Source organism: Streptomyces sp. NPDC058257, from assembly GCF_042881845.1.
Classification (GTDB): Bacteria; Actinomycetota; Actinomycetes; order Streptomycetales; family Streptomycetaceae; genus Streptomyces.
In genome coordinates, this window is sequence record NZ_JBHVXJ010000005.1 from 368,276 (window position 1) to 392,379 (window position 24,104).

Sequence of the window (24,104 nt, forward strand, 5' to 3'; positions counted from 1 at the left end):
GTTTTCCGAGCTCCCCGAGCGGAGCTCGCCCCCGCCATCGAGCCGTCAGGAGTCATCCCGGCATGTCTGCGTTCCCCCATTCCCCCCATTCGCGCCGCTCCGGCCCCTCCAGACCGGAAATCAGCCGCCGCAACCTGCTCGCCCTCGGCGCCGGAGTCGCCCTCGCCCCCATCGCCGTGGCGCTCGATCCCGCAGCTCACAGCGCCCAGGCGGTGACCGCGGCCACCGAGTACGAACAGCGGTTCCTCGACCTCTACGCGAAGATCACCGATTCCGCGAACGGCTATTTCTCGCCGGACGGTATTCCGTACCACTCCGTCGAAACCCTCATTGTCGAAGCCCCCGACCACGGGCACGAGACGACATCCGAGGCGTACAGCTATCTGCTCTGGCTGCAAGCCATGTACGGCAAGGTCAGCGGCGACTGGACACGTTTCAACGCGGCCTGGGAAACCATGGAGAAATTCATGATCCCGACCCATGCCGACCAGCCGACGAACGGTTTCTACAATGCGGCAAAACCGGCCACGTATGCTCCGGAACACGACCAGCCGGCCCAGTACCCGGCCCGGCTCGACCCCGCGGTCCAGGCCGGTGCCGACCCGATCGCCGCCGAGCTGAAGAGCGCGTACGGCAGCGACGACATCTACGGCATGCACTGGCTGCAGGACGTCGACAACGTCTACGGCTACGGCGGCGACGCCGCGGGCCCCGTCTACATCAACACCTTCCAGCGCGGTCCCCAGGAGTCGGTCTGGGAGACCGTCCCGCACCCCACCCGCGACGAGTTCGAGCACGGCGGCAGGAACGGCTACCTCGACCTGTTCACCGGCGATGCCTCCTACGCCAAGCAGTGGAAGTACACCAACGCCCCCGACGCCCGCGCCGTACAGGCCGCCTACTGGGCCCACGTCTGGGCATCGGCCCAGGGCAAGGCGTCCGCTGTCGCGGCGACGGTCGCCAAGGCGGCCAAGATGGGCGACTACCTGCGCTACGCCCTGTTCGACAAGTACTTCAAGACCATCGGCGACTGCACCGACCCGTCCGGTTGCGCGCCGGGCAGCGGCAAGAACAGCTCGCACTATCTGCTGTCCTGGTACTACGCCTGGGGCGGCGCCACCGACACCTCCGCGGGCTGGGCCTGGCGCATCGGATCGAGCCACAGCCACGGCGGCTACCAGAACCCCCTGGCCGCCTTCGCCCTCAGCTCGTACGCCCCGCTGGCCCCCAAGTCGGCATCGGGCAAGGCGGACTGGGCCAAGAGCCTGACCCGGCAGATCGAGTTCTACCGCTGGCTGCAGTCCGCCGAGGGCGCCATCGCGGGCGGCGCCACCAACAGCTGGCAGGGCCACTACGCCAAGCCCCCGGCCGGCACCCCCACCTTCTACGGCATGGCCTACGACGAGAAGCCCGTCTACCACGACCCGCCGTCCAACCAGTGGTTCGGCTTCCAGGCCTGGTCGATGGAGCGCGTCGCCGAGTACCTCCACGAGACCGACGACCCCGCCGCGAAGACCGTCATGGACAAGTGGGTGAAGTGGGCGCTCTCCGAGACGAAGATCGCCGCCGACGGCACCTGCACCTTCCCCTCCACGCTGAAGTGGTCCGGTCGGCCCGACACCTGGACTCCGGCAAATCCCGGCGCCAACACGGGACTTCACGTATCCGTCGCCGACCGCACCAACGACGTGGGCGTGGCCGCCGCCTACGCCAAGACCCTCACGTACTACGCCGCCGCCACCGGCCACACCGCGGCCGCCACCACGGCCAAGGCGCTCCTCGACGGCATGTGGCAGCACTACCGGGACCCGCTGGGAATCGCGGTACCCGAGACCCGCGCCGACTACAACCGGTTCGACGACGGGGTGTACGTCCCGAACGGCTGGACCGGCACCATGCCCAATGGCGACACGGTCGACTCCGGATCCGACTTCACCTCCATCCGTTCCTTCTACCGCGACGACCCCGACTGGCCGAAGGTCGAGGCCTATCTCGCCGGGGGAGCGGCTCCGCGGTTCACCTACCACCGCTTCTGGGCGCAGGCGGACATCGCGCTCGCCATGGGCGCGTACGCGGAGCTCCTCGAACCGGGGCCGGGGCCGAAGTGAGCGCCCGTCCCGCGCGGGGCCGGAACGGGAAGCTGCTCGGCGCCCTCTGTCTGATCCCGGGTCTGCTGTTCGTGGCCGCCCCTTCCTCCGGGGCCGATGACGCCCATGCCGACGACGTCAAGGAGAAGGTCCCGAACGCGTCGTACACCTGGAAGAACGTCCGTGTCGACGGCGGCGGCTTCGTCCCCGGCATCGTCTTCAACCGGGCCGAGAAGAACCTCGCGTACGCCCGCACCGACATCGGCGGCGCCTACCGCTGGCAGGAGAAGTCCCAGACCTGGACCCCGCTGCTCGACTCCGTGGGCTGGGACGACTGGGGCCACACCGGGGTCGTCAGCATCGCGTCCGACACCGTCGAACCGGACAAGGTGTACGCCGCTGTCGGCACGTACACCAACGACTGGGACCCGGGTAAGGGCGCCGTCATGCGCTCGGCGGACCGGGGCAGGACCTGGAAGAAGGCCGACCTGCCCTTCAAGCTCGGCGGCAACATGCCGGGCCGTGGCATGGGCGAACGCCTCGCCGTCGACCCGCACGACAACCGCGTCCTGTACCTCGGGGCGCCAAGCGGCCACGGCCTGTGGCGCTCCACCGACTCCGGCGCCACCTGGTCGGAGGTGACCGCGTTCCCCAACCCCGGCGACTACCGGCAGGATCCGGGGGACTCGACCGGATACGCCTCCGACAACCAGGGCATCGCCTGGGTCACCTTCGACGAGTCCACGGGCGCCTCCGGCTCGCGGACCAGGACCGTCTACGTGGGCGTCGCCGACAAGGAGAACGCCGTCTACCGCTCGACGGACGCGGGCGCCACCTGGACGCGTCTCGCGGGTCAGCCCACCGGCCACCTCGCCCACAAGGGCGTACTCGACGCCGAGAACGGCTACCTCTACCTCGCCTACAGCGACAAGGGCGGCCCCTACGACGGCGGCAAGGGCCAGGTGTGGCGGTACGCGACCCGCACCGGCGAGTGGAAGAACATCAGCCCCGCCACCGACGCCGACACGTACTACGGCTACAGCGGGCTGAGCATCGACCGGCAGCATCCGGGCACCGTCATGGTCACCGGCTACAGCTCGTGGTTCCCGGACATCCAGATCTTCCGCTCCACGGACAGCGGCGGAAGCTGGACCGGCGCCTGGAGCTACGCCGCCTATCCCCAGCGCGCCAACCGCTACACCATGGACGTCTCGTCCGTGCCGTGGCTGTCGTGGGGCGCGAACCCGGCGCCGCCCGAACAGGCCCCGAAACTGGGCTGGATGACCGAGGCCCTGGAGATCGACCCGTTCGACTCCGACCGGATGATGTATGGCACCGGGGCCACCGTCTACGGCACCAGGAACCTCCGGCAGTGGGACAGCGGGGGCAAGTTCACCGTCACCCCGATGGTCAAGGGCCTGGAGGAGACCGCGGTCGACGACCTCGCGGCGCCCTCCTCCGGGGCGCCGCTGCTCAGCGCGCTCGGCGACATCGGCGGCTTCCGGCACACGGACGTCACCAAGGTGCCGCCCCTGATGTACACCGAGCCCAACTTCACCACCACGACGAGCCTCGATTACGCCGAGTCCGACCCGAACACGGTGGTGCGGGTCGGTCAGCTCGACAGCGGGCCGCGCATCGCCCTCTCCCGTGACAACGGCGCCACCTGGTCGGCGGGCAAAGAGCCCTCAGGGGTCTCCGGCGGCGGCACGGTCGCCGCGTCCGCCGACGGCAGCCGCTTCGTGTGGAGCCCGGACGGCACGGGCGTGCACACCAGCGGCGACCGGGGCGCCACGTGGACGGCGTCCTCGGGCATCCCGCAGGGCGCGGTCGTCGAGTCGGACCGGGCGGACCCGAGGACGTTCTACGGCTTCAAGTCCGGGACGTTCTACGTCAGTACGGACGGCGGGGCGGCCTTCACCGCGCAGGCGTCCACCGGGTTGCCCGCCGAGGGCGCGGCGCGCTTCAAGGCCGTGCCCGGCTCCAAGGGCGACATCTGGCTCGCGGGCGGAAAGGCCGGGGGAACGTACGGCCTGTGGCACTCGAAGGACTCCGGGGCGAGCTTCACCCGCGTCCAGGGTGTCGAGGAGGCCGACACCATCGGCTTCGGCAAGGCCGCGCCCGGCTCGGACCACCAGACGCTCTACACCAGCGCGAAGATCGGCGGCGTGCGCGGCATCTTCCGCTCCACCGACACCGGGGAGAGCTGGGCGCGGGTCAACGACGACGCCCACCAGTGGGGCTGGACCGGCGCGGCCATCACCGGTGATCCCCGGATCTACGGGCGAGTGTATGTGTCCACGAACGGCCGTGGCATTGTGTACGGGGACTACAACTCCCCAGGCTGACAGCGTCAGTCGAAGCGCTTCGACAGGCCTATGGACAGCGCATGGGTGTCCCTCTAGGGTCGAGGTGGCCCCAAGTCGAAGCGCTTCGCCACCGCCTCACGACCTGTCGATCTGTCCGGGAGAGCTGAATGGTCACGCTTGCCGAGGTCGCCCACCACGCCGGAGTCTCGGCCAGCACGGTGAGCTATGTACTCAGCGGCAAGCGGTCCATCTCCGTCTCCACCAAGGACCGCGTCGAGCGGTCCATCCGCGAACTCGGCTACCACCCGAACGCCGGCGCCCGCGCCCTGGCCAGCAGCAAGTCCAACATCATCGCGCTGATGGTGCCGCTGCGCACCGACATGTACGTGCCGGTGATGATGGAGATAGCCATCGCCGTCGCCACCACCGCACGCGCCCATGGGTACGACGTGCTGCTCCTGACCGGCGAGGAGGGCCCCGACGCGGTCCGCCGCATCGAGGGCAGCGCGCTCGCCGACGCGATGATCCTGATGGACGTGGAACTGCACGACGAGCGCCTGCCGCTGATCCGCGAGATCGCCCGGCCCGCCGTCCTCATCGGCCTCCCCGCCGACCCCACGGGTCTGACCTGCGTGGACCTCGACTTCGTGGCGACCGGCGCACAGTGCGTCGAGCACCTCTCCGGGCTCGGCCACCGGGAGATCGCCGTCATCGGCGAGGCGCCCGCCGTGTACGAGCGGCACACCGGGTTCGCCGAGCGCACTCTGGACGGGCTGCGCACGCGGGCCCGCGAGCTCGGCCTGCGGGTGCTGCACCGGCCCTGCGAGGGGACGTACGACGCGCTGGCCGCGACGCTCGCCCGGATCTTCGACGAACGCCCCGGCACCACGGGGTTCGTCGTGCAGAACGAGTCGGCCGTGGAGCCCCTCCTGAGCCTCCTGCGCCAGCAGGGCCGCGCCATCCCGGAGGACGTCTCCGTCATCGCGATCTGCCCCGACCAGGTCGCCACCCAAGCCTCGGTGCGCCTCACCTCCGTCGCCATCCCCGCACAGGAGATGGGGCGGCAGGCGGTGGAGCGCGTCGTCGCGAAGCTCCGGGGTCAGGGCGTCGATGAAGTCGCCCTGATCGCACCGGAGCTGACGGTCCGGACCAGCTCGGGCCCGGGGCCCGCGAAGGGCTGACCGCGGGGGCGGGTGGCGACGGGCGCGGCCGACGAGGCGCCGATTTCTGTTATCGGTGGCCGCCCGCCCCGTCTCCTGGGTGATCGCATCCTCAGCCCCCTTCGCAGTATCAAGGAGCCCTCCCCATGGGTCAGGACAACAGGCATCGGCTCAGCCGTCGCGGCATGCTCAAGGTCTCCGGCGGTCTCGCCGCCGCGGGCGCCGTCGGTGGCGCGGCGACCAGCGCCCTCACCGACGAGAAGGCGGCCGCCGCCCCCGCGGCCTTCGCCCACCCCGGCATGCTGCACAACGCCGGCGACCTCAACCGCGCCAAGGTGAAGGTCGCCGCGGGCGCCGCGCCCTGGACACCCGGCTGGCAGAAACTGACCGCCAACGCGCTCTCCGCGGCCACCTGGAAGGCCAGCCCCCGGGATGTGATCATCCGCGGCGGCACCGGCCAGAACTACCCCACCCTCTACCGCGACATCCACGCCGCCTACCAGAACGCCCTGCGCTGGCGGATCGCGGCCTCGGCGGCGCACGGCGACTCCGCGCGCGACATCCTCAACGCCTGGTCGGCCACGCTCACCCAGGTGACGGGCAACGCCGACCGGTTCCTGGCCGCCGGGATCTACGGCTACCAGTTCGCCAACGCCGCCGAACTCATGCGCGGCTACAGCGGGTTCGACCTCGACCGGTTCAAGACGATGCTGCTCAAGGTCTTCTACCCCCTCAACGACGACTTCCTGAGGAACCACAACAACGCCTGCGTCACCAACTACTGGGCCAACTGGGACCTTTGCGCGATGGCGTCGGTCATGGCGATCGGCATCCTGTGCGACGACAGGGCCAAGTACGACCGGGCGGTGGAGTACTTCAAGAACGGCGCGGGCAACGGCTCCATCAAGAAGGCCGTCCCCTTCGTGTACGACGGCGAAGGCCTCGCCCAGTGGCAGGAGTCGGGCCGCGACCAGGGCCACACGATGATGGGCATGGGTCTGCTGGGCGCGATCTGCGAGATGGCCTGGAACCAGGGCGACGACCTCTACGGCCACGACGACAACCGGTTCATGAAGGCCGCCCAGTACGTCGCCAAGTACAACCTGGGCCAGGACGTGCCGTTCACCAAGTACACCTGGGGAACGGGCCAGAACTGCGCCCACCGCGAGCAGACCGTCATCTCCGAGGCGGGCCGCGGTCAGGCCCGCCCGGTGTGGGACCTCCTCCACTTCCACTACGCGCGCCGCCGCAGGCTGTCCGTGCCGTACATCACCGCCCTCGCGGAGAAGGCCAGGCCGGAGGGCGGCGGTGGTGACTACGGCCCGAACAGCGGCGGGTTCGACCAGCTGGGCTTCGGGACGCTCCTGTACGCGAAGTAGCGGCGGTGCCGACCGGTGGCGGGGCGGGGGAGCTGCCCCGCCACCGGCCGCGCGGAACCCCTCAGGGGGTGGACACCACCGGACGCGGCGCCTTCGCCATGCCGGAGCCGATGAAGAAGCTCGGGTGCGGGGGCTGGTTGTACGCCGTGTTCTGCCAGGCCAGCGCCGTGCGGTACTGGATGTCGTGGAGCAGCGTGGTGATCTTCGTGCTCGTCTCGTGCGGGGTGGAGTAGATCCGCAGCGCCTTGTTGTCCGAGGTGCGCCACACGACCTCCTCGCGCCAGTCGCCGAGGATGTCGCCGGAGAGCGCGGGGGTCGCCTTCGTGCTGTTGTCGGACGCGACGGACGCCCCGGTCAGCAGGCGGGTCTCGCCGCCCGTGCCGTACTTGTCGATCCGGGTTCCGTCGAGTAGCTCTCGGGTGGTGTCGCCGTCCCACCAGTTCACGAAGTTGACGCTGGAGGGCTCGCGGCCGACCGAGGCCCCGGACGGCGAACGCAGGGTGCTGTCGGCGGCGGACCACGACTCGGCGCCCGGGGAGCCGGCGTAGATGTCGGCGGACACGCCCCGGCCGTTGTCGGAGCCGGACGCCGTGGTCCACAGGCGCTGCCCCGTGCGGGCGTCGGCCAGCCAGGAGCCCGGCTTGGAACTGTCCTCGGACACCTTGAAGTACTCCAGGCCCGCGCGCGAGGGGTCGAGGTCGCCGACGTGCCCGGCGTCGCCGTGCCCGAGCTTGGTCGTCCACAGGCCGCTGCCGTTGTCGTCGACGGTCATCGCGCCGTAGACGATCTCGTCCTTGCCGTCGTCGTCGACGTCCGCGACCGACAGACTGTGGTTGCCCTGGCCGTCGTACCCCTTGCCGCTGTTCGTCGACGAGTTGGTGTCGAACGTCCAGCGCCGGGTGAAGGCTCCGTTCCGCCAGTCCCAGGCGGCGATGACGGACCGCGTGTAGTAGCCGCGCGCCATGATCAGGGACGGCCTGCCGCCGTCGAGGTAGGCGGTTCCGGCGAGGAAGCGGTCCACACGGTTGCCGTAACTGTCGCCCCAGGAGGAGACGGTGCCGCGCGCCGGTACGTAGTCGACCGTGTCGAGTGCGGCGCCGGAGCGGCCGTCGAACATGGTCAGGTACTCGGGCCCGGCCAGGACATAGCCGCTCGAGTTGCGGTGGTCGGCGGACGAGCTGCCGATCACCGTGCCCGCGCCGTCCTTCGTGCCGTCCGCCGTCTTCAGGGCGACTTCGGCCCTGCCGTCGCCGTCGTAGTCGTACACCTGGAACTGCGTGTAGTGCGCGCCCGAGCGGATGTTCCTGCCCAGGTCGATGCGCCACAGGCGGGTGCCGTCCAGCTTGACGCCGTCGATGACGGTGTTGCCGGTGTAACCGGACTGGGAGTTGTCCTTGGCGTTGGTGGGCTGCCACTTCAGTACGAAGTCCAGGGCGCCGTCCCCGTCGAGATCGCCCACGGACGCGTCGTTCGCCTCGTAGGTGTACGCCACGCCGTCCGGGGTCGTGCCACCGGCGGGCGGCGTGATCGGCACGTCCTTGTATCCGGCGCGGAACTGCACCGCGTGCACGGAGTCGCCCTGCTCGGCGCCGTCGACCACGGCGCGCACGGTGTAGTCGGCGCTGTTCGGCGCGCCCGCGTGGAAGTAGTTCGTCGAGCCGGTGACCGGCGAGGAGTTGACCTTCGTACCCCCTCGGTAGATGTTGAAGGCCACGTCGTCGTCATCGGTGCCCAGCCAGCGCCAGCTGACCAGGTTCCCGGCGTCGGTGTGCACGCTCACCACGCCCCGGTCAAGGGCCTCGGCCTGGCGGGTGGTCGCCGCCGACGAGGTGGACGACAGGGCGATGAGCCCGCCGGCGGCGAGGGCGCCCGCGACGACGGCGGTGAGCAGGACCCGGCCGCGGGCGCGCCGTGCTCTTCGGCCCCTGCGGCGGTGGGGTTCGGCGTACGGGTGCTCGGGCATGGGGTGCTCCTGCGGGAGAGGGACAGTGCCTCGGCTGTGTCGCCGCGGGGCGGGCGAAAGGTTGCCGCCTGTACGAATCCGTCGCCGCGAAAGTTTCTGTTATCCGCGCCCCTCTCCGCGCGTCTCCCCTCATGGCCTGGTCAGGTACAGTTCCCGGCCCGCCGACGGGGGGCCGTACAGAGGGACGCGAAGGAGTGGAACAGCGGTGGAAGAGCCCCGGACACGCGGTCTGGTCGAGGCCGCGCGCGCCGGTGACCGGCACGCACTCGACGAGCTGCTCACCGCGCATCTGCCGCTGGTCTACAACATCGTCGGCCGGGCGCTCGACGGCCATCCGGACGTCGACGACATCGTGCAGGACACCATGCTGCGCGTGGTCCGCTCCATCGCCGAACTCCGCGATCCGGACGGCTTCCGGTCCTGGCTCGTGGCGATCGCCATGCACCGGATACGGGACCGGGCGCGCGCCGCCCGTTCCCGGCAGACCGTGCCCGCGTCGGACCTGGAGCGCGAACCGGCCGACGCCGGCGGCGACTTCGCGGGCCTGACCGTACTGCGCCTCGGCCTGGAGGGGCAGCGCCGCGAGGTAGCCGAGGCCACCCGGTGGCTCGACCCGGAGGACCGGGAGCTGCTCTCGCTGTGGTGGCTGGAGGTCGCGGGCTCGCTCAGCAGGCCCGACCTCGCTCAGGCGCTCGGCCTGACCCGCCAGCACACGGCGGTACGGGTACAGCGGCTCAAGGAGCGCCTGGAAACGGCCCGTTCCCTCGTACGCGCCCTCGACACCCGTCCGAGGTGCGCCGCGCTCGCCGGGGCCACCGCGGAGTGGGACGGGCGTCCGGGATCGGTGTGGCGCAAGCGCATCCTGCGGCATCTGCGCGGCTGTCCGTGGTGCGGTGGCACTGCTCCCGACACTGTCCCTGCGGAGCGGCTCCTCGCGGGTCTCGCGCTGGTGCCGATTCCGGCGGGGTTCGCGCTGCACGCGCTGGCGGGAGTGCTCGGCGGGGGCACGGCTCAGGCGGCCACGGCCACGGCCACGTCCACGGTGACGGGGGCGGTAGCCGGGGGGCAGGCCGCTGCCGCCGACCCGGTAGGACTGACCGGCCACATCCTCCAGTTGCTCGGCAAGCCCGCGGTCGCCGCCACGGCCGGTCTCACCCTCGTCGCGGGCGGTGTCTACGTGGTCCACGACCACCAGGACCCGCCGCGCCCGCCCCGTGCGGCTGCCCCGACCCCGAAGGCGAGCGCGTCCACCGCTCCCGTGACCACGCCACCCGCCGCATCGCCGAAACCGAGCCGCGAGCCCGAGGACGCCCCCAGTTCCAAGTCCAAGCCCAAGTCCGAGAAGTCGGCCCCGCGTTACGGCAGCGTCGTCGACAGGGCCGAGCCCGCCCCCGACCCGTCGGCCCGCCCCAGCACGCTCCCGCACCGCCCGGAGACCGGTCTGACCAGCTCGGCGGGGCCGAAGGCGGTGATGGTGCACCGGGGCGACAGCGTCACCCTGCGCGGGCGCGGTTATGCGCTGGTCCGCTGGCAGATCATGCCCGGTGAACGCGCCGGCGCGCTGGTCATGCCCACCTGGACCGGCCTGAAGGGCAAGCTCTTCCACGTCGCGTCCGGCGGCGGGCGGCGCATGGACGACCAGATGCCGACGGCGACCGACCGGCCACACACCTGGATGGGCTCGCCTGACACCGGTTTCACCGTGCTGCCCGAGGGCGCTCAACAAATGTGGCAGAACGAGTACTACTATCTCGACGGCGAAGTGACACTCCGTCAGAATGAGCGTGGCGCCGACTACAACCTCATCGTCCAGCCCACGGGCCGGGCCGCGGTGACCGGCGACATCATCCAACCCCCCGACCCGGCACGGGGGGTGGTGCGCTACGGCCGCGTACGGGACACCGGGACCGACGCGGCACCGGTCCCGCAGTACCTGAACAGGGCCGGATGACCCCGTACCGCTCGGCCCCTGGCCTTGGTTCCTTGGCTCGGACCCGACTGGGGTTCCGGACGTTGTTCGATCTATCGCACAGACGTTGCTATGCTCGCGCACCGCGCCTCGGCGGCACGGGGGCCACCAGCGCGCGTGCGGAGCCGCGCAGGCACAGGAGAGAGGTCACCCGTGGGGACAGCCGTCGACGACGCAGCCGCCGCGGAGTTCCATGACTTCTTCGAGCGGCACTACGCCGAACTGGCGCGCCTCGCCCACATGTTGACCGGCGAGAAGGATGCCGCGGACGATCTGGCGGCGGACGCCCTGGTCGCTCTCTGGCACCGCTGGGACCGGGTGCGCGCCGCCGATCACCCGGCCGCGTACGCCCGTGGGGTCGTCGCCAACATGGCGCGCACCCGCATCCGCAGCGCCGTCCGGGAGCGCCGCCGGGTGGCGTTGTTCTGGGGGCAACGGGCGGAGGGCGTCGACGACCCCGACGTACCCGCGGTCGTCGATGTCCAGGAGGCGTTACGTACCCTGCCGTTCCGTAAGCGGGCCTGTGTGGTCCTGCGGCACGCCTTCGACCTGTCGGAGAAGGACACCGCGCTCACCCTCGGCATATCGGTCGGTACGGTGAAGAGCCAGACGTCCAAGGGAATGGCGGAGCTGCAACGGCTCCTGGGCGAACTGGCCGCGTCGCAACTCGTGGGAGGGAGGCAGTGATGGACGACGTACGGGGGCACCTGCACGATGCCGCGGCCGAGCACCGCCCCGACCGGGAACGGATGCTCGCCCGGATCGAGCGGGGCATGGAGCGCGACGCCGTCGGCCCCGGCGCCCCGTCCCGCGGCAGGCTGCCACGGCCCGCCCCCTGGCTGCGGATAGCGGGCACGACGGCCGCCGTGGCCGGAGTCTTCGCGCTCGGCGGTTACGCCGTCGCCTCCGCCGTCCAGGGCGGCGATCCGCCGCCCCGCACCGTGGGCACACCCGCCGCCCCCGAATCACCGGCCGCGCCAAGTCCCGCCGCCTCCGAGCCGGACGACGAGAACGCCGGGCCGAGTGCGCCCGCCGAGCCCACGCACCCGTCGGGCAGGGCCACGACGGGCGCGCCGGACAGGGGCACGGACCAGGACGCGGACCGGCCGCCGAAGAAGTCCCAACCCCCGCCGTCCACCGGGCGTGTGGCGCCGGACGCCAAGAGCGTCGAGGACGGCTACCTCTGGAGCGACGGCTCCATCGACCCGCAGAGCAACGACTTCTGGGCGCAGAGCACCCTCACCTTCAAGACCGGGAAATCCCTCACCGCGCTCACCGTCGAACTGCGTGTCGCGCAGACCGGCGGGGTCGCCGACGCGGGCAACTGGCGTTCCCTGCCCGCCGACGACTTCACCGTCTCCGTACGCGAGCAGGGCGGTGAGCTGGTCTACCGCTGGACGCTGAAGGAGGGCCGGACCGTCCCGGCGGGGGAGCACGTCTTCGCGGGCCAGTACAACCACGCCGAGGGCGGCAGGGACGCCGGCGAGGACACGTACGCGGCGGAGGCGACCGCGTCGGGCCAAAGGACGGCGGTGCGCGGCGACTTCGCCCGCACTTCCTAGCCTTCTGAGTCGGGAATTCTGTTCAGATGCATAGGCCTGGTCCATGGCGCGGGCCCGGCTTCGGCACTGCCCTGAGGCGGACGACGCTTGGTATCCCGGCGGAAGTGGGCCCGTGGCCGCAGACGCCGTCGAAGACGGCGAGGCCCCCTCTGCCTCGACGAGTACGAGGCCCGCCGTCGCGTTCTTCGGGAAGGACAAATGCCCACGCCTGCGGCGTGGAACCACGCCGCACCCACCCAGGAGAGCAGGCCGCCACGGCTGCTCAGCGCTCGGCGTCCCGTTGCGTATCGCTGTCGGTGCTGTCGGTGCTGTCGGTGCTGTCGGTGCTGTCGCTCTCCGCGCTTCCGTGCTCCGCGAGGAACTCCGCGACCCGCCTGTCCTCCGTTCCGCGCCGCGCTATCCGGCGCGCGGTCCATGCGGTGCCCCCGCAGACGACGAGGACTACCGCAGTGATCAGCACGGCGCGGAATACGGTCGACAGCCCGAGGAGCGACGACAACCCCATTCCGATGAACACGCCGAAGACCAGGCCCACAGAGCCCCACACGATCGTGACGGTGTTGGTCAGCTGCCGTTCCGTGAGATTTTTGTCGTAGTAGTCACCCCGGATGGGGTAGCGACCGCTGGTGTTGCCGGTGCCGCCGGGCATGCTCATTGCTCACCGCTCCGTACTCGTCGTCCAAGGGCGGTAGTGGTTACCGGACCCCGCTGCTCCGGCTGTGATCAGGAGCAGAGTCAGGGCCCTTCCCAACTCCTGGGCCCCCACACCTCTTGGTGGTCTGTTGACCGCGGCCCTGCCCCGCAGTCAACAAACCACCGCCGGAGCGCCGAAGAAACTCTCGGCGGGGCGGCAACCTTCCGCATCCGGGCGGAGACCAGCAGACGCAAGGTCATCCCCCCAGCGAAAGAGCGGTCCCCATGACCACGCAACGAGCCGAACTGCGCAAGAGCGGCAAGCGCCGCCTCACCCGCCGCCGCGTCGTGGGCGCGGCGGGCGGCGCCCTCCTGCTGACCGGCGCCACCCTGGGCGCCGACGTGCTGCTCTCCCCGGCGGGAGCAGCGACCACCGCGGCCGCCTGGCCCACGCCCACCGGCGACAAGGCCGTCACCAAGACCATCGAGGTGTCCGGCACCTACGACGGCGGACTCCAGCGCTTCTACGGCAGCGGAGACCTCGGCGGCGACGGCCAGGAGGAGGGCCAGGACCCGATCTTCAAGCTGAAGGACGGCGCAGTCCTGAAGAACGTCGTGATCGGCAAGCCCGCCGCCGACGGCGTGCACTGCTCGGGCAGCTGCACCATCCAGAACGTGTGGTGGGAGGACGTCGGCGAGGACGCGGCCAGCTTCAAGGGCACCTCGACCAGCTCCGTCTACAACGTGACCGGCGGCGGCGCGAGGAAGGCCGACGACAAGGTCCTCCAGTTCAACGGCGCGGGCAAGCTGAACATCTCCGGATTCCAGGTCTCGGACTTCGGCAAGCTGGTCCGCTCCTGCGGCAACTGCTCCAAGCAGTACAAGCGCACGATCACCATCAACGATGTGGACGTGACCGCGCCCGGCAAGTCCCTGGTCGGCATCAACACCAACTACGGCGACACCGCGACCCTGAGCAAGGTCCGCATCCACGGCGACAGCAGCAAGAAGATCAAGCCCTGTGTCCGCTACACGGGCAACTCCTCGGGCGCCGAGCCCGTCGAGACGGGCAGCGGCGCCGACGGCACGTACTGCAAGTACAGTGCGTCGGACATCAGCTACCAGTAGCGGCCGTCATACCCGGGCCACCAGCGGCCGACCGGCCGGTCACTGGTGGCCCTTCGCCGTGTCCGGCAGGGGCGTCGGAGTGACGTGCGCGAGCAGATCGTCGACGAACGCGCGCAGTCCCTGGACGTAGGTGTCCCCGGCCGCCAGCGGAACCCACCGGTCGCCGATGGCGGCCGCCGGCGGGGAGAGCGGGCCCGCCGCGGCACACCACCGCTCCGGCGCGAGCGCCACGCCCGCCGCCCTGGGCGACGGCTACGCGCTCGGTCTGCCCCTCGGCGCCGGACTCCTGGTCGCCGCCGCCCTTGTCGCCCTCACGGTCCTGCGACGGACCGCTCCACCGGCACAGGCCGAGCGGACCGATGGCCGTGACCCGCGCATCACGCCCTTGGCCTCCAGCCAGTCAGGTAGCCGCCCCGCGTAGCCGACTGGGCCTGTACTCGGGTGAGTTGGGGGCGGTTCAGCGGAACCGTGACAGTGGCCCCCGGCCCCGTGTTGCGGTACTCGGCGAACCGCTGGTCCTGCCAGGGATAGGCGTCACGCATGTTCGCGTACGGGGCCACCGCGTCGATGCCGTGCCCCAGGTGGGTCTCGCGCACCGTCAGCATGGGACGGGCCGTCGTGTCCGAACTGGGCACCCAGGGGCGGGCCAGTTCGTAGTACGCGTCCGGGGCGCCGCTCGTCACCCGGCTCCGGGTGACCAGGTAGCCGCGCGGGTTGGCCGCCGCGGTGGACGGCGCGAAGACGAAGCCGTACGGAGCCGCTGCCAGGTCGCTCCGGGCGAGTGTGTGGAAGCGGCAGCGCTCGAAGACCGCCGTGGCACGGCCGAAGACGAAGTCGACGTCACCCTCCACATAGCAGTCGCGGAAGTACTGGCGGGCGAAGACGCCCAGGTCCGCCGTGTCGGCGTAGAGGGTGTCCTGGTGGCCCAGGAAGCGGCAGCCGAAGAACGCCGAGCGGTCGCCCGTCACCTTGAGGGCGACGGCCTGGGTTCCGGTGCAGCCGGGGTGGTCCGCCCGCAGCCAGTCGTTGGCGAACGTGAGGGCGTGGGCGGTGAAACCGGCGGCCCGCACGGTCGTGGTGGCCGAGCCGCTGGTGCCGTAGGTGCCGGACCCGTCGGGCTTCGGGGTGCCCGCGGCATTGTCGTACACGATGACCGTGTCGCGCGGGTCGCCGCTCGCACCGACGAGCGTGAGCCCGGCACTCGTCTCGGGCACGGTCACCGTCTCGCGGTACGTTCCCGGGGCGAGGACCAGCGTCCAGGACGTACCGGAAGCGGCGTTCACGGCGGCCTGGACGGTGGTGTGGTCGCCGCGGCCCGCCGGGTCGACGTACAGCGTCCGACGGGTGGGGCGCGGCCCGGCGGCGCGGGCGGGGACCGTGGTGCCGAGGGCAAGGGCGGCGCCGCCACCCGCGCCCGCGGTGAGCAACGTACGTCGGCTGAGGGGTGTGGGGGAGTGGTGCGAGGGCATGGCTGATCCTTCGCTGTGCGGCTCGGTCAGGAAATGGTGGAGGGGAGAGAGAACTCAGCGGTGCCGCTTGCCCGCGCCCGCCTCACGCCCGAGGAGTCCCGGCAGCTTGCGCGGATCGTCCACCCGCGTCCGCAGGGTCGGCGTCCAGCCCGCACCCGACTGGAGGGTCTCCTGCGGGATCTGCGCGTTGTGGACGGCGATGAGATCGACGAGCCTGCCGTTGACGTAGTTGGCGTCGGCGGTGACCGGCGCCTCCTTCCACTTCTTGAGGATCTTCCCCGCGCCGACCCCGCCCGGGAGCGTGAACGCGTTCTTCTGCGCGACGAGTTGGGACTCCTGACCGATGCCGAAGGAGTACTGATAGCCGCCCGCGGGGACCACATAGTGGTTGTTGTACGTGTCGACCTGCCCGAAGCGGACCCGCGGCGCCCGCTCGACGATGTCCCTGAAGACGTTGTGGTGCAGGGTGACCCGCAGCCTGCCCCGGTCCGTGGCACCCGCGCTGTCGCTGTTGCCGATCATCAGGGTCTTGTCGTGGTCGGCGAAGACGTTCCAGGAGACGGTGACCAGGTCGGCACCGCGTACGACGTCCAGTTCGCCGTCGTGCTGCTGATAGATCTCGCCGTAGTGGGACGGCAGTGAACTGTCGGGGTGCTCGCCGTCGGTGAACGTGTTGTGGTCGACCCACACATGCGTCGAGCCATGGACGACCATGCTGTCGTACTCGGAGTTCCAGGCCCCCCTGTCCCCGTCCGTGGGATCCCACTGCGGGAAGCAGTCGAGGGGGCTCTCCAGCGTCAGGTTGCGGACGACCACGTTGTCCACGCCCTGGATCTGCAGGCTGCCGCCCACGATCCCGGCGCTCCTGCCGACGCCCACGATGGTCGTGTCGGCGGGGACGTACGCCTTGATCGCCGCGCCCTGCCGGGTCGCCGACGCCGCCCGCAGGTCCTCCTGCGCGCCGCTGACCGGCGTGTCGTACCCCCACACCGCGGGGTCGTAGTCGGCGAGGTACTGGTCGAAGTCGTAGCCGTCGGCCTCGAACGCGGCGCAGCCCTCGGCCGTGGCGTTCAGCGTGCCCTTGACCTTGACGATCCGGGGAGCGCCCGCGTCGTCCGCGAGCGCCGCGCGCAACTCCTCCCAGGTGGTGACCGTGTAGGTGTGCGCGGCATCGGCCCGCGCGCCGCCGGTGGTTCCGCCGTCGGCGGACGCCCAGCCGTCGCCGCGCGGCAGCACGTCGCGTGCGACCGCGGCCGAGGCCGGCGCGCTCGTGACGGCCACGACGAGCGCGGTGCACCCCGCGAGCAGGGTGAGAGATCTGCGTACAGCCGTGCTGGTCGTGCGCGTCGTTCTCGTAGCCCTCATCGTTACGGTCCTTCCGGCCAGGTGATCCAGGAATCGGGTATCGGGGCGTCGAGCCGACGCACATCTCGCGGTGCGAGCACTGTGCGGTGCAGCAGTTCGGCCGCCACCAGACGCGCCACGGCGATCGCGCCCGGCGGATTGAAGTGCGTGTTGTCCTGCTCGGTGGCGGTCCAGTTGAAGTACGCCTTGGTCTCCTCGACGCCGAGCTTCTGCCACAGGGCGAGCGACAGGGCCTGGACGTCGAGCAGCGGCACGCCTTCGGCCTCGGCGAGCGCCCGCATCGCCGCCGGGTAGTCGCCGTGGGTGGGCAGCGCGGTGCCGTCCGCGTCGAACTTCCTGCGCTCGACGGCGGTCGCGAGGACCGGCCGCGCGCCACGGGACCGAGCCCCGTCGACGTACTGCTTCAAGTACTCCTGATACGTGGACCAGGGCTCGGTGTAGCGCGTCGGGTCGCCGCTCTTCTCGTCGTTGTGCGCGAACTGGATGAGAAGACGGTCGCCGGGTCCGATCGTCTCCAGGATCACGGCGAGGCGCCCCTCGTCGACGAAGCTCTTCGAACTCCGGCCGTTCACAGCGTGGTTGGCGACCCGCTGTCGGTGGTTGTGGAGGAAGAAGGGAAGGGCCATGCCCCAGCCGGTCTCGGGGGCCGCGTCGGTGTACTTCTGCGCGGCGGTGGAGTCCCCGGCGATGTAGAGCGTGCTCGCGGGAGCCGCTCCGGGAGTCACTCGTCCTGAGTGGCTGAACGCCGCCGGGTCCGCGGCCACCGCGAGCGGAAGGCTCGCGAGGGCCGCGACCGCACGGCGTCGGCCGACGCCGTGCGCGGGGCGCGCTGTCATTTGTTCTGTTCGTTCCACTCGGCCTGAGCCTTGTTGAGCTGCTCGGCGAGAGTGTCGAGGAAGTCCTTCGCGGACATCTTGCCGAGCAGGACCTTCTGGTAGTTCGGCTCGTTGTCGGCCTTGCTGATGGTGTTCCAGTCAGGCAGGTAGTACGGCAGCTGCACGATCTTCAGGGAGCCGTCGTTGAGCGTCGCGGCGGCCAGCTTCGTGGGCTCGGCCGCGTTCACCCAGGCGTCCTTGGAGGCCGCGGTGTTGGCGGGGATGGCGCCCGCCGACTTGTTCCACTTGCTGTTGGACTTGTGCGAGGCCGCGAACTCGATGAACTTCCAGGCCGCCGCCTTCTTCTTGCTGGACTTGAACAGGCCGAGCCCGTCGACGGGGTTGGAGACCTGGACGCGTATGCCCTCATCGGTCGTCGGGTTGGGTAGGCCGCGGAACTTGCCCTCACCGAGTGCCTTCACATGGTCCGTGTAGGAGCCGAGGTTGTGGCTGAGCATGCCGATCTGGCCCGTGTCCCACTGGGCGTTCATCTTCTTGAAGTCGTTGTTGACGTCGGCCGCGGGGGTGTTGTTCTTGTAGAGCGCGACGTACTTCTTCAACACCTCTACGTTCTTGGGGTCGTTGACGGTGGTCTTGTCGCCGTCCCAGAACGATCCGATGCCGGACTGGCCGTATGCCGCGTCGAGGGCCTGGGCGATGGAACCCTCGCCGCCGCGAATGGTGTACCCGAACTTGTTGTCGCCCTTGGCGGTGAGCTTCTTCGCCGCCTCGTAGAACTTGCTCCAGTTGGTGGGGGCGTCGAGGCCCGCGGACTTGAACAGGTCGGTGCGGTAGTACAGCACACCGTTGCTCGCGGACGTCGGCACCGTGAAGAGCCGGTTGCCGCCGCCCGCCGCCCGGACGCTGTCGACCATGCCCGGGTTCAGCTCGCCCTCCAGGGAGCTCCCGCTCAGCCGGTCCTCCAGCGGCTCCAGGGCGTTCTGCGCGGAGATCCCCGCGAGCATCGCGGCACCGACCCCGCCGACGTCGGGAAGGCCGCCGCCCTGGATGGCGGTGTCGTACTTGGACTGGACGCTCTCGGCGGGGATCGGCACGTACTTGACGTGGATGTCCGGGTTCTGCGCCTCGAAGTTCTTGATGATCTCCTTCCAGACGTCGGTGCGGACACCGCCGTTGTTGTCCCAGAAGGTGATCTCGCCCTTCCCGGAACCCTCCTTGCCCTTGTCCCCGCCGGACCCGCTGCCGTCGTCGCCGCAGGCGGTGGCGGTCAGCGCGAACGCGGCGGTGAAGGCGACGGCGGCCACCGCGCGACGGCTTCTGTCTCTGTTTCTGCCTCTACGGATGGTGATGTTCATGGCCGGCTCTCTTCTTCAGATGTGCGGGTCGGGAGGTGCGAGGTGCTGTGGGGTCAGGGGGCGATCGCCGTCTGCGGTCCGGAGAACTTCTTCACCAGTCGCGGGACGGCCGCCGCCGGGTCGAGGTCGTAGGCGTAGAAGGCGCGCGGGTCGAAGGCCGTGCCCCACGCGTCGTGGCGTCCCGTGGTGTTCCTCACGATCGAGCCGCGCTGCACCAACTCGGCCGTCGCGTCGGCCTGGTAGGGGTGCTGTACGTCCTCGTAGAAGCTGTTCTCGATGACCATCTTCGTCTTGCCGCGCGCCCAGTTGCCGTACGTCCACACCGGGTCGCCGTCGGTGACCTGCGCCGACACGTAGTTGTTGTAGAGGTGCGCGTAGGCACAGTTGTCGGCGGACGGATTGCGCTGCTTGGTGCCGCTGAACCAGTTGTGGTCGATGGTCACCTGCGTCTTGACCTGGTCGGTCCAGCCGATGCCGAACGCCTTGTTGTGGTTCTCGAAGCGGTTGTACGAGACCGTGATGTACTCGCTGTCCTTGCGCAGGTCGATCAGGCCGTCGCCCATGCGCGTGAGCCGGTTGTGGTCGATCCAGACGTGGTCGACGGAGTCCATCTGGATCGCGTCGAAGTCCTGCGTCTTGCCGTCCCAGTCGCCGTCCACGTACGAGTCGCGGATGGTCAGGTTGCGGATGATGACGTTGCTCGTGCCGGGGTTCAGATGGAGCTCGCCATGGACGATCTCGCCGGTTCCGCCGACGCCGACAATCGTCTTGTCCGAGGCGACCACGATGTCCGAGCCGAACGGCTCGACGGCCACCGTGCCCTTCACGCGGATGACGTAGGGCTCGGCGGCGCCCGCGTACTTGGCGAGCGAGGCCCGGTCGGTGACGGTGACGACCTTGCCGCCCGCGCCCCCGGTGGTGCCTCCGGCCAGCGAGGCGAAACCGTGCGGGGTGCCGGAGAGTCGGTCGTGGGCCGGGGCGGCCGGGGAGGCCGAGGCTCGCGCCGGGTCGTGCACGGTCGTCAGGCCGAGGACGACGGCCAGCGCGGCCACCGCCGCGAGGGCGCGGGCCCTCGGACGTCCGGTGCTGCTGTGCAGGTGCTGCTCCATTGCGGCTCCCAACGGGCGTACGGGCAGGATCAGTCAGGCGGGGTCAGGCGAGGTCAGGCGGAGTCAGGCAGCGGTGATCCGGAAGTGCGTGAACAGGGCCGTCCCGGCGCCGTCCCGTCCTGCCGGCGCCGTGGCGAACAGGCCGAGCAGCGCGCCCACCCACCGCCACGGCGTAGCGGTGAAGACCTGCCCCGATGGCCGGAAGCCGTCGCCGGTGTCCGCCGAGAGGCGGCAGCGTGCGCCGTCCGTGATGTCGATCCGCAGCCGCGCGGTGCCGTCGGGGGCGGGGCGAGGACGCTCCGCGTCGCGTTCCCGTTCGGCGACGGACTCGGCGAACCGGTGGACGAGGCGGACCGCTCCGTCGCCGTCGCGTTCGAGGCCGATCCAGTTGAAGGCGTCACCGAGCACGGCGAGTCCGGCCCTGGCTTCGTCCGCGGTGCCGTCGAGGCGCAGGCCGACCTCCACGGTGCACGGCGTGAGCGGAAGACGCTGGGTCAGGACGTGCGGCAGGCGGCGCAGGTCGTGGGCGTCCGCGGACCGTACGCAGCTCAGGCGCAGACCGTCCGCCGCGTGCGAAGTCGCCCAGCCGTCGCGGGGGTTGGCGGACCACTGCCACTGGCGGCCGTGGCGTCCGCCGGGAAAGTCGTCGTCGGTGGCGGGCGCCGACACGGGCTGCGGCGGCAGGTCGGGCTTCTTGTGTACGCCGACGGGGGTGCCGCCGTCCCCGATCACCGGCCAGCCGTCCGTGTCCAGGTGCAGCGGCTGGAGGTGGACGACACGGCCGTAGGCGCCGCGCTGCTGGAAGTGCAGGAACCAGTCATCGCCGGACGGGGTGCGCACCCAGCCGCCCTGGTGGGGCCCGTTGACGTCGGTGTCGCCCTGCTCCAGGACGATCCGCTCCTCGTAGGGACCGTGGAAGGTCCGTGAGCGGAAGGCGCCCTGCCAGCCGGTCTCCACCCCGCCGGCCGGGGCGAGGATCCAGAACCAGCCGTCGTGACGGTAGAGCTTGGGCCCCTCCAGCGTGAACCAGCCGGGGAGCCGGTCGCCGTCGACCAGCACCTGTCCCTCGTCGAGGAGTTCACGGCCGTCGGGACTCATGCGATGACCGGTGAGCCGGTTCTTGACGCCGGAGCGCGACTTGGCCCAGGCGTGCACGAGATACGCGTCGCCGTGTTCCTCGTCCCACAGCGGGCAGGCGTCGATGAGCCCCTGGCCCGCCTTGACGAGGTGCGGGGCGCTCCAGGGCCCGCGAATATCGGGGGAGTTGACCTGGAACACGCCGTGGTCGGGGTCGCCCCAGAAGATCCAGAACCGCCCCTCGTGGTGCCGGATCGAGGGCGCCCACACCCCGCAGTCGTGCCGTGGCGCGGCGAACGACTCGGCGGGTTCCAGGCGCTGAAGGGCGTGCCCGATCAGGGTCCAGTTCACCAGGTCGCGGGAGTGGAGCAGCGGCAGTCCCGGGGCGCGCCCGAAGCTGGACGCGGTGAGGTAGAAGTCGTCGCCGACGCGTACGACATCGGGGTCGGACCAGTCGGCGGCGAGGACGGGGTTGCGGTAGGTCCCGTCGCCCAGGTCGCCAAGTCCGGGAGCGGAGCTAGCGCGGCTCGCGTTCACGCGGTCACCGCCTTGCGGACGAGCCCGGCGGCCTCGGCCCGGCTCGGGCGGCCGTCGGCGACGACGGTGATGACACGGCGTACGACGGTCTCCCCGGGGCCGATCGGCAGGCGCCGCGCGTGCGCGAGCGAGGAGCCGACACCCGGATACTCCGCGGTGCGCACGAACCACGGGTCGCGCCGTGTCTCGGGCGTCGCCCCGGCGAAGACGAGGGTCCAGCCCTGGCCCGCGAGGGCGAGCCAGTCGGCCGTTGCGCCATGCACGGCGGCCTCGCCGTCGGCGTCCGCGGTGAACACCTGCGGGGCCCGCGTCTCCTTGGGGGCACGCCAGAAGAAGCCTCCGTAGGCGGCGCCGGGGCGGCCATTGGTGGCGGGGCTGCCGATCGAGATCTCCGCGTCGGCAGGGTTGGTCAGGGAGAACGTGAAGTCGAGGGCCCAGGCGGACGTGGTGAGGGGCGTGACGGCGACGGTCCGCCGCTCGCGCAGCAGCTCGCACTCCCCGTCGAGCCAGCCGATCTCCTCGACGAATCCGTCGGGGTCGCGCAGCTTGAACTCCAGGTGGCGCTGTTCACCGTGGTTGTCGAGCTGGGTCGGCCCCTGGTCGCGTACGTAGGTGCGCCCGCCCCAGAAGTTGCGGCCCGCCGCGTCGGGCACGGCGACACCCACGCCGAGGTGGTGCGGGTGGTCGGCCGGGCCGGACTCGGTGACGGGGAGGCCGCCGAAGGTGCGGACGGGGTGGAGGTAGGGGCGGGGCGCGAGCCGTGGACCGGCCGAGGGGTGGATGACGTAGCGGCCTACGGGGCGGCCCGAGCAGCGCAGCATGAGCGCGGAGTCGGTCGCGGTTCTGTTCATGGCGTTCTCACCTCGGTGGGGTCTCGGCGGTGGGGGTGCGAGAGGCGGAGGGCCCGGCGGTGGGGGCGGCCTGGGTGTGAGGGGCCGGTCGGGCGGCGGGCCGGGACGCGGGCGGTTGCTCGGGCAGCGCCCAGAACGTGCCGAGCTCCGCATAGCCGCACAGCGTGTCGGCGCTCGCCGCGACGAGCTCGTCGATGCCGTGCACGACGCGGCGCCGTACGCCTTCGTGCTCACCGGGCACACTGCGCCAGGCCTCGACCGGCAGCGGGTGCGGATCGGGTGCCAGGCGGATCGACTCGACGACCTTCATGAAGGCGCCCGTCGACGCCGGCGGCACCAGCAGCTCCGCACGGCCCGCGAGATGCTCGACGAGGTTCTCCAGGAGATCCGTCCGCCCGTGCAGGACCTCATCGGGCCCGTGCCCGGCGCGCTGCACGAGCACCCGGTCCTGCTTGTACCAGAACGTGATGCGGCCCTTGGTGCCGTGGACGATGACGTACGGCTCGTCGGGACGCTCGGCGCAGAGGGTCGCGGCGACCCCGATACGGCCGCCGCGCGCCGTCGTGATCCCCACGAAGGAGGTGTCGTCGGACTCGATGGCGTTGGCGCGGAACAGCTCCGTGTCCACCCGCGTGACGTCCTCGGCTCCCAGGGACCCGTCGACCGCCAGGGCGGTGGCGACGGCGTGGGCGAGGGGGTTGGTCAGGACCCCGTCCACGACGTCCACGCCGCCCAGGCGGCGCCGCCCCGCCCAGGGCGCACGACGGTAGTAGGCCTCGTCACGCGCCCAGGCTCCGGCCGCGCCGACGCCCACCGGCTCACCGATCACCCCGTCGGCGACGAGGGCGCGGATGGCGGGCACGGCGTGCGAGCCGAGCGACTGGAAACCGACCTGGCAGGCCACGCCCGCCGCGGCCACCGCGTCGGTGATCCGCCGGAAGTCGGCGTACGAAGGGGCGGGTGGCTTCTCCAGGAGCAGGTGCACGCCCCGCGCGGCGGCGGCGACGGCCAGGTCGGCGTGGGTGGGGATGGGTGTGCAGATGACGGCGACGGCGGCCGAGGTGGCATCGAGCAGACCGGCGAAGTCCGGGGACTGGGCGGGCTCACCCGGCACCCCGTCGAGCTCGGCGCCGGTCAGCGGGTCGAGCTCACAGATCCCCACGAGCCGTACGAGACCGACCTGTTGGAGCCGGCGGATGTTCTCCAGGTGCCATCTGCCGTGCCCGCGCGCACCGGCGAGGACGAGCGGCAGCGGGGTGCGGGGCGCCGCGGGCCCCGGGCCGCGGTTCATCGGATCCTCCCGCTGAAGGGCGCG

At 71.0% G+C, this 24,104-nt stretch carries 17 protein-coding genes and 2 pseudogenes; 8 read left to right on the plus strand and 11 right to left on the minus strand.

The genetic code is table 11. The features are described 5' to 3' along the window. Window positions 1–230 precede the first annotated feature (230 nt). The 4 genes and pseudogenes from ACFVXC_RS16555 to ACFVXC_RS16570 all read left to right on the plus strand — a co-directional run. Window positions 231–2,108: pseudogene (locus tag ACFVXC_RS16555) on the plus strand (glycoside hydrolase family 48 protein); the annotation flags it as partial. Further along, window positions 2,105–4,435 (plus strand): xyloglucanase, encoded by a 2,331-nt coding sequence (locus tag ACFVXC_RS16560; protein WP_389905886.1) that lies wholly within the window; start codon window positions 2,105–2,107, stop codon window positions 4,433–4,435. The pseudogene ACFVXC_RS16555 and the gene ACFVXC_RS16560, both read left to right, overlap by 4 nt. A 128-nt stretch (window positions 4,436–4,563) precedes the next feature. Further along, window positions 4,564–5,577: a LacI family DNA-binding transcriptional regulator gene (locus ACFVXC_RS16565; protein ID WP_389905888.1), complete on the plus strand. Its 1,014-nt coding sequence runs from the start codon at window positions 4,564–4,566 to the stop codon at window positions 5,575–5,577. Window positions 5,578–5,702: 125 nt separating this feature from the next. Then, a complete protein-coding gene (locus tag ACFVXC_RS16570) occupies window positions 5,703–6,935 on the plus strand; it encodes an alginate lyase family protein (protein WP_389905889.1) in 1,233 nt (410 codons plus the stop codon). A gap of 61 nt (window positions 6,936–6,996) precedes the next feature. Here ACFVXC_RS16570 and ACFVXC_RS16575 read toward each other — a convergent pair whose 3' ends face one another. Then, window positions 6,997–8,898, minus strand: coding sequence for a rhamnogalacturonan lyase (locus ACFVXC_RS16575; protein WP_389905891.1), 1,902 nt, complete (start codon window positions 8,896–8,898; stop codon window positions 6,997–6,999). 205 nt (window positions 8,899–9,103) lie between these two features. Here ACFVXC_RS16575 and ACFVXC_RS16580 point away from each other — a divergent pair, with 205 nt between their 5' ends. From ACFVXC_RS16580 to ACFVXC_RS16590, 3 genes are all read left to right on the plus strand, one after another. After that, window positions 9,104–10,849: an RNA polymerase sigma factor gene (locus ACFVXC_RS16580; protein ID WP_389905893.1), complete on the plus strand. Its 1,746-nt coding sequence runs from the start codon at window positions 9,104–9,106 to the stop codon at window positions 10,847–10,849. Window positions 10,850–11,020: 171 nt separating this feature from the next. Further along, complete coding sequence (locus ACFVXC_RS16585) at window positions 11,021–11,554, plus strand: SigE family RNA polymerase sigma factor (RefSeq protein WP_383265470.1); 534 nt, start codon at window positions 11,021–11,023, stop codon at window positions 11,552–11,554. After that, window positions 11,554–12,429, plus strand: coding sequence for a hypothetical protein (locus ACFVXC_RS16590; protein ID WP_389905895.1), 876 nt, complete (start codon window positions 11,554–11,556; stop codon window positions 12,427–12,429). Before ACFVXC_RS16585 ends, ACFVXC_RS16590 begins: the two co-directional genes overlap by 1 nt. 262 nt (window positions 12,430–12,691) lie before the next feature. On the opposite strand, the gene ACFVXC_RS16595 is transcribed toward ACFVXC_RS16590, so the two are convergent. After that, a complete protein-coding gene (locus ACFVXC_RS16595) occupies window positions 12,692–13,084 on the minus strand; it encodes a hypothetical protein (protein WP_389905896.1) in 393 nt (130 codons plus the stop codon). 263 nt (window positions 13,085–13,347) lie between these two features. On the opposite strand from ACFVXC_RS16595, the gene ACFVXC_RS16600 reads away from it, so the two are divergent. Further along, on the plus strand, window positions 13,348–14,190 hold the full coding sequence (locus ACFVXC_RS16600; RefSeq protein ID WP_389905898.1) for a pectate lyase: 843 nt from the start codon (window positions 13,348–13,350) through the stop codon (window positions 14,188–14,190). A 39-nt stretch (window positions 14,191–14,229) separates the two neighbouring features. Here the strand turns inward: ACFVXC_RS16600 and ACFVXC_RS16605 are convergent, their stop codons facing one another. The 9 genes and pseudogenes from ACFVXC_RS16605 to ACFVXC_RS16645 form a co-directional block, all read right to left on the minus strand. Beyond that, window positions 14,230–14,421, minus strand: coding sequence for a hypothetical protein (locus ACFVXC_RS16605; RefSeq protein WP_389905900.1), 192 nt, complete (start codon window positions 14,419–14,421; stop codon window positions 14,230–14,232). A 146-nt stretch (window positions 14,422–14,567) separates the two neighbouring features. Further along, on the minus strand, window positions 14,568–15,659 hold the full coding sequence (locus ACFVXC_RS16610; protein WP_389905901.1) for a pectinesterase family protein: 1,092 nt from the start codon (window positions 15,657–15,659) through the stop codon (window positions 14,568–14,570). A 54-nt stretch (window positions 15,660–15,713) separates the two neighbouring features. Next, window positions 15,714–17,024: a polysaccharide lyase family 1 protein gene (locus ACFVXC_RS16615; protein ID WP_389905903.1), complete on the minus strand. Its 1,311-nt coding sequence runs from the start codon at window positions 17,022–17,024 to the stop codon at window positions 15,714–15,716. Between the two features lie 2 nt (window positions 17,025–17,026). Beyond that, window positions 17,027–17,860, minus strand: a complete 834-nt coding sequence (locus tag ACFVXC_RS16620; protein WP_389905905.1) for a rhamnogalacturonan acetylesterase — start codon at window positions 17,858–17,860, stop codon at window positions 17,027–17,029. Then, complete coding sequence (locus ACFVXC_RS16625; protein ID WP_389905906.1) at window positions 17,857–19,215, minus strand: ABC transporter substrate-binding protein; 1,359 nt, start codon at window positions 19,213–19,215, stop codon at window positions 17,857–17,859. The genes ACFVXC_RS16620 and ACFVXC_RS16625 overlap by 4 nt, the downstream gene beginning before the upstream one ends. A gap of 62 nt (window positions 19,216–19,277) precedes the next feature. Next, window positions 19,278–20,324: pseudogene (locus tag ACFVXC_RS16630) on the minus strand (polysaccharide lyase family 1 protein); the annotation flags it as partial. 63 nt (window positions 20,325–20,387) lie between these two features. Continuing rightward, entirely contained in the window at window positions 20,388–21,938 is a 1,551-nt protein-coding gene (locus ACFVXC_RS16635; RefSeq protein ID WP_389905908.1) for a family 43 glycosylhydrolase, read from the minus strand. Further along, entirely contained in the window at window positions 21,935–22,789 is an 855-nt protein-coding gene (locus ACFVXC_RS16640; RefSeq protein WP_389905910.1) for a PmoA family protein, read from the minus strand. Before ACFVXC_RS16640 ends, ACFVXC_RS16635 begins: the two co-directional genes overlap by 4 nt. 7 nt (window positions 22,790–22,796) lie before the next feature. Further along, on the minus strand, window positions 22,797–24,080 hold the full coding sequence (locus ACFVXC_RS16645) for a Gfo/Idh/MocA family protein (RefSeq protein ID WP_389905912.1): 1,284 nt from the start codon (window positions 24,078–24,080) through the stop codon (window positions 22,797–22,799). Window positions 24,081–24,104 lie beyond the last annotated feature (24 nt).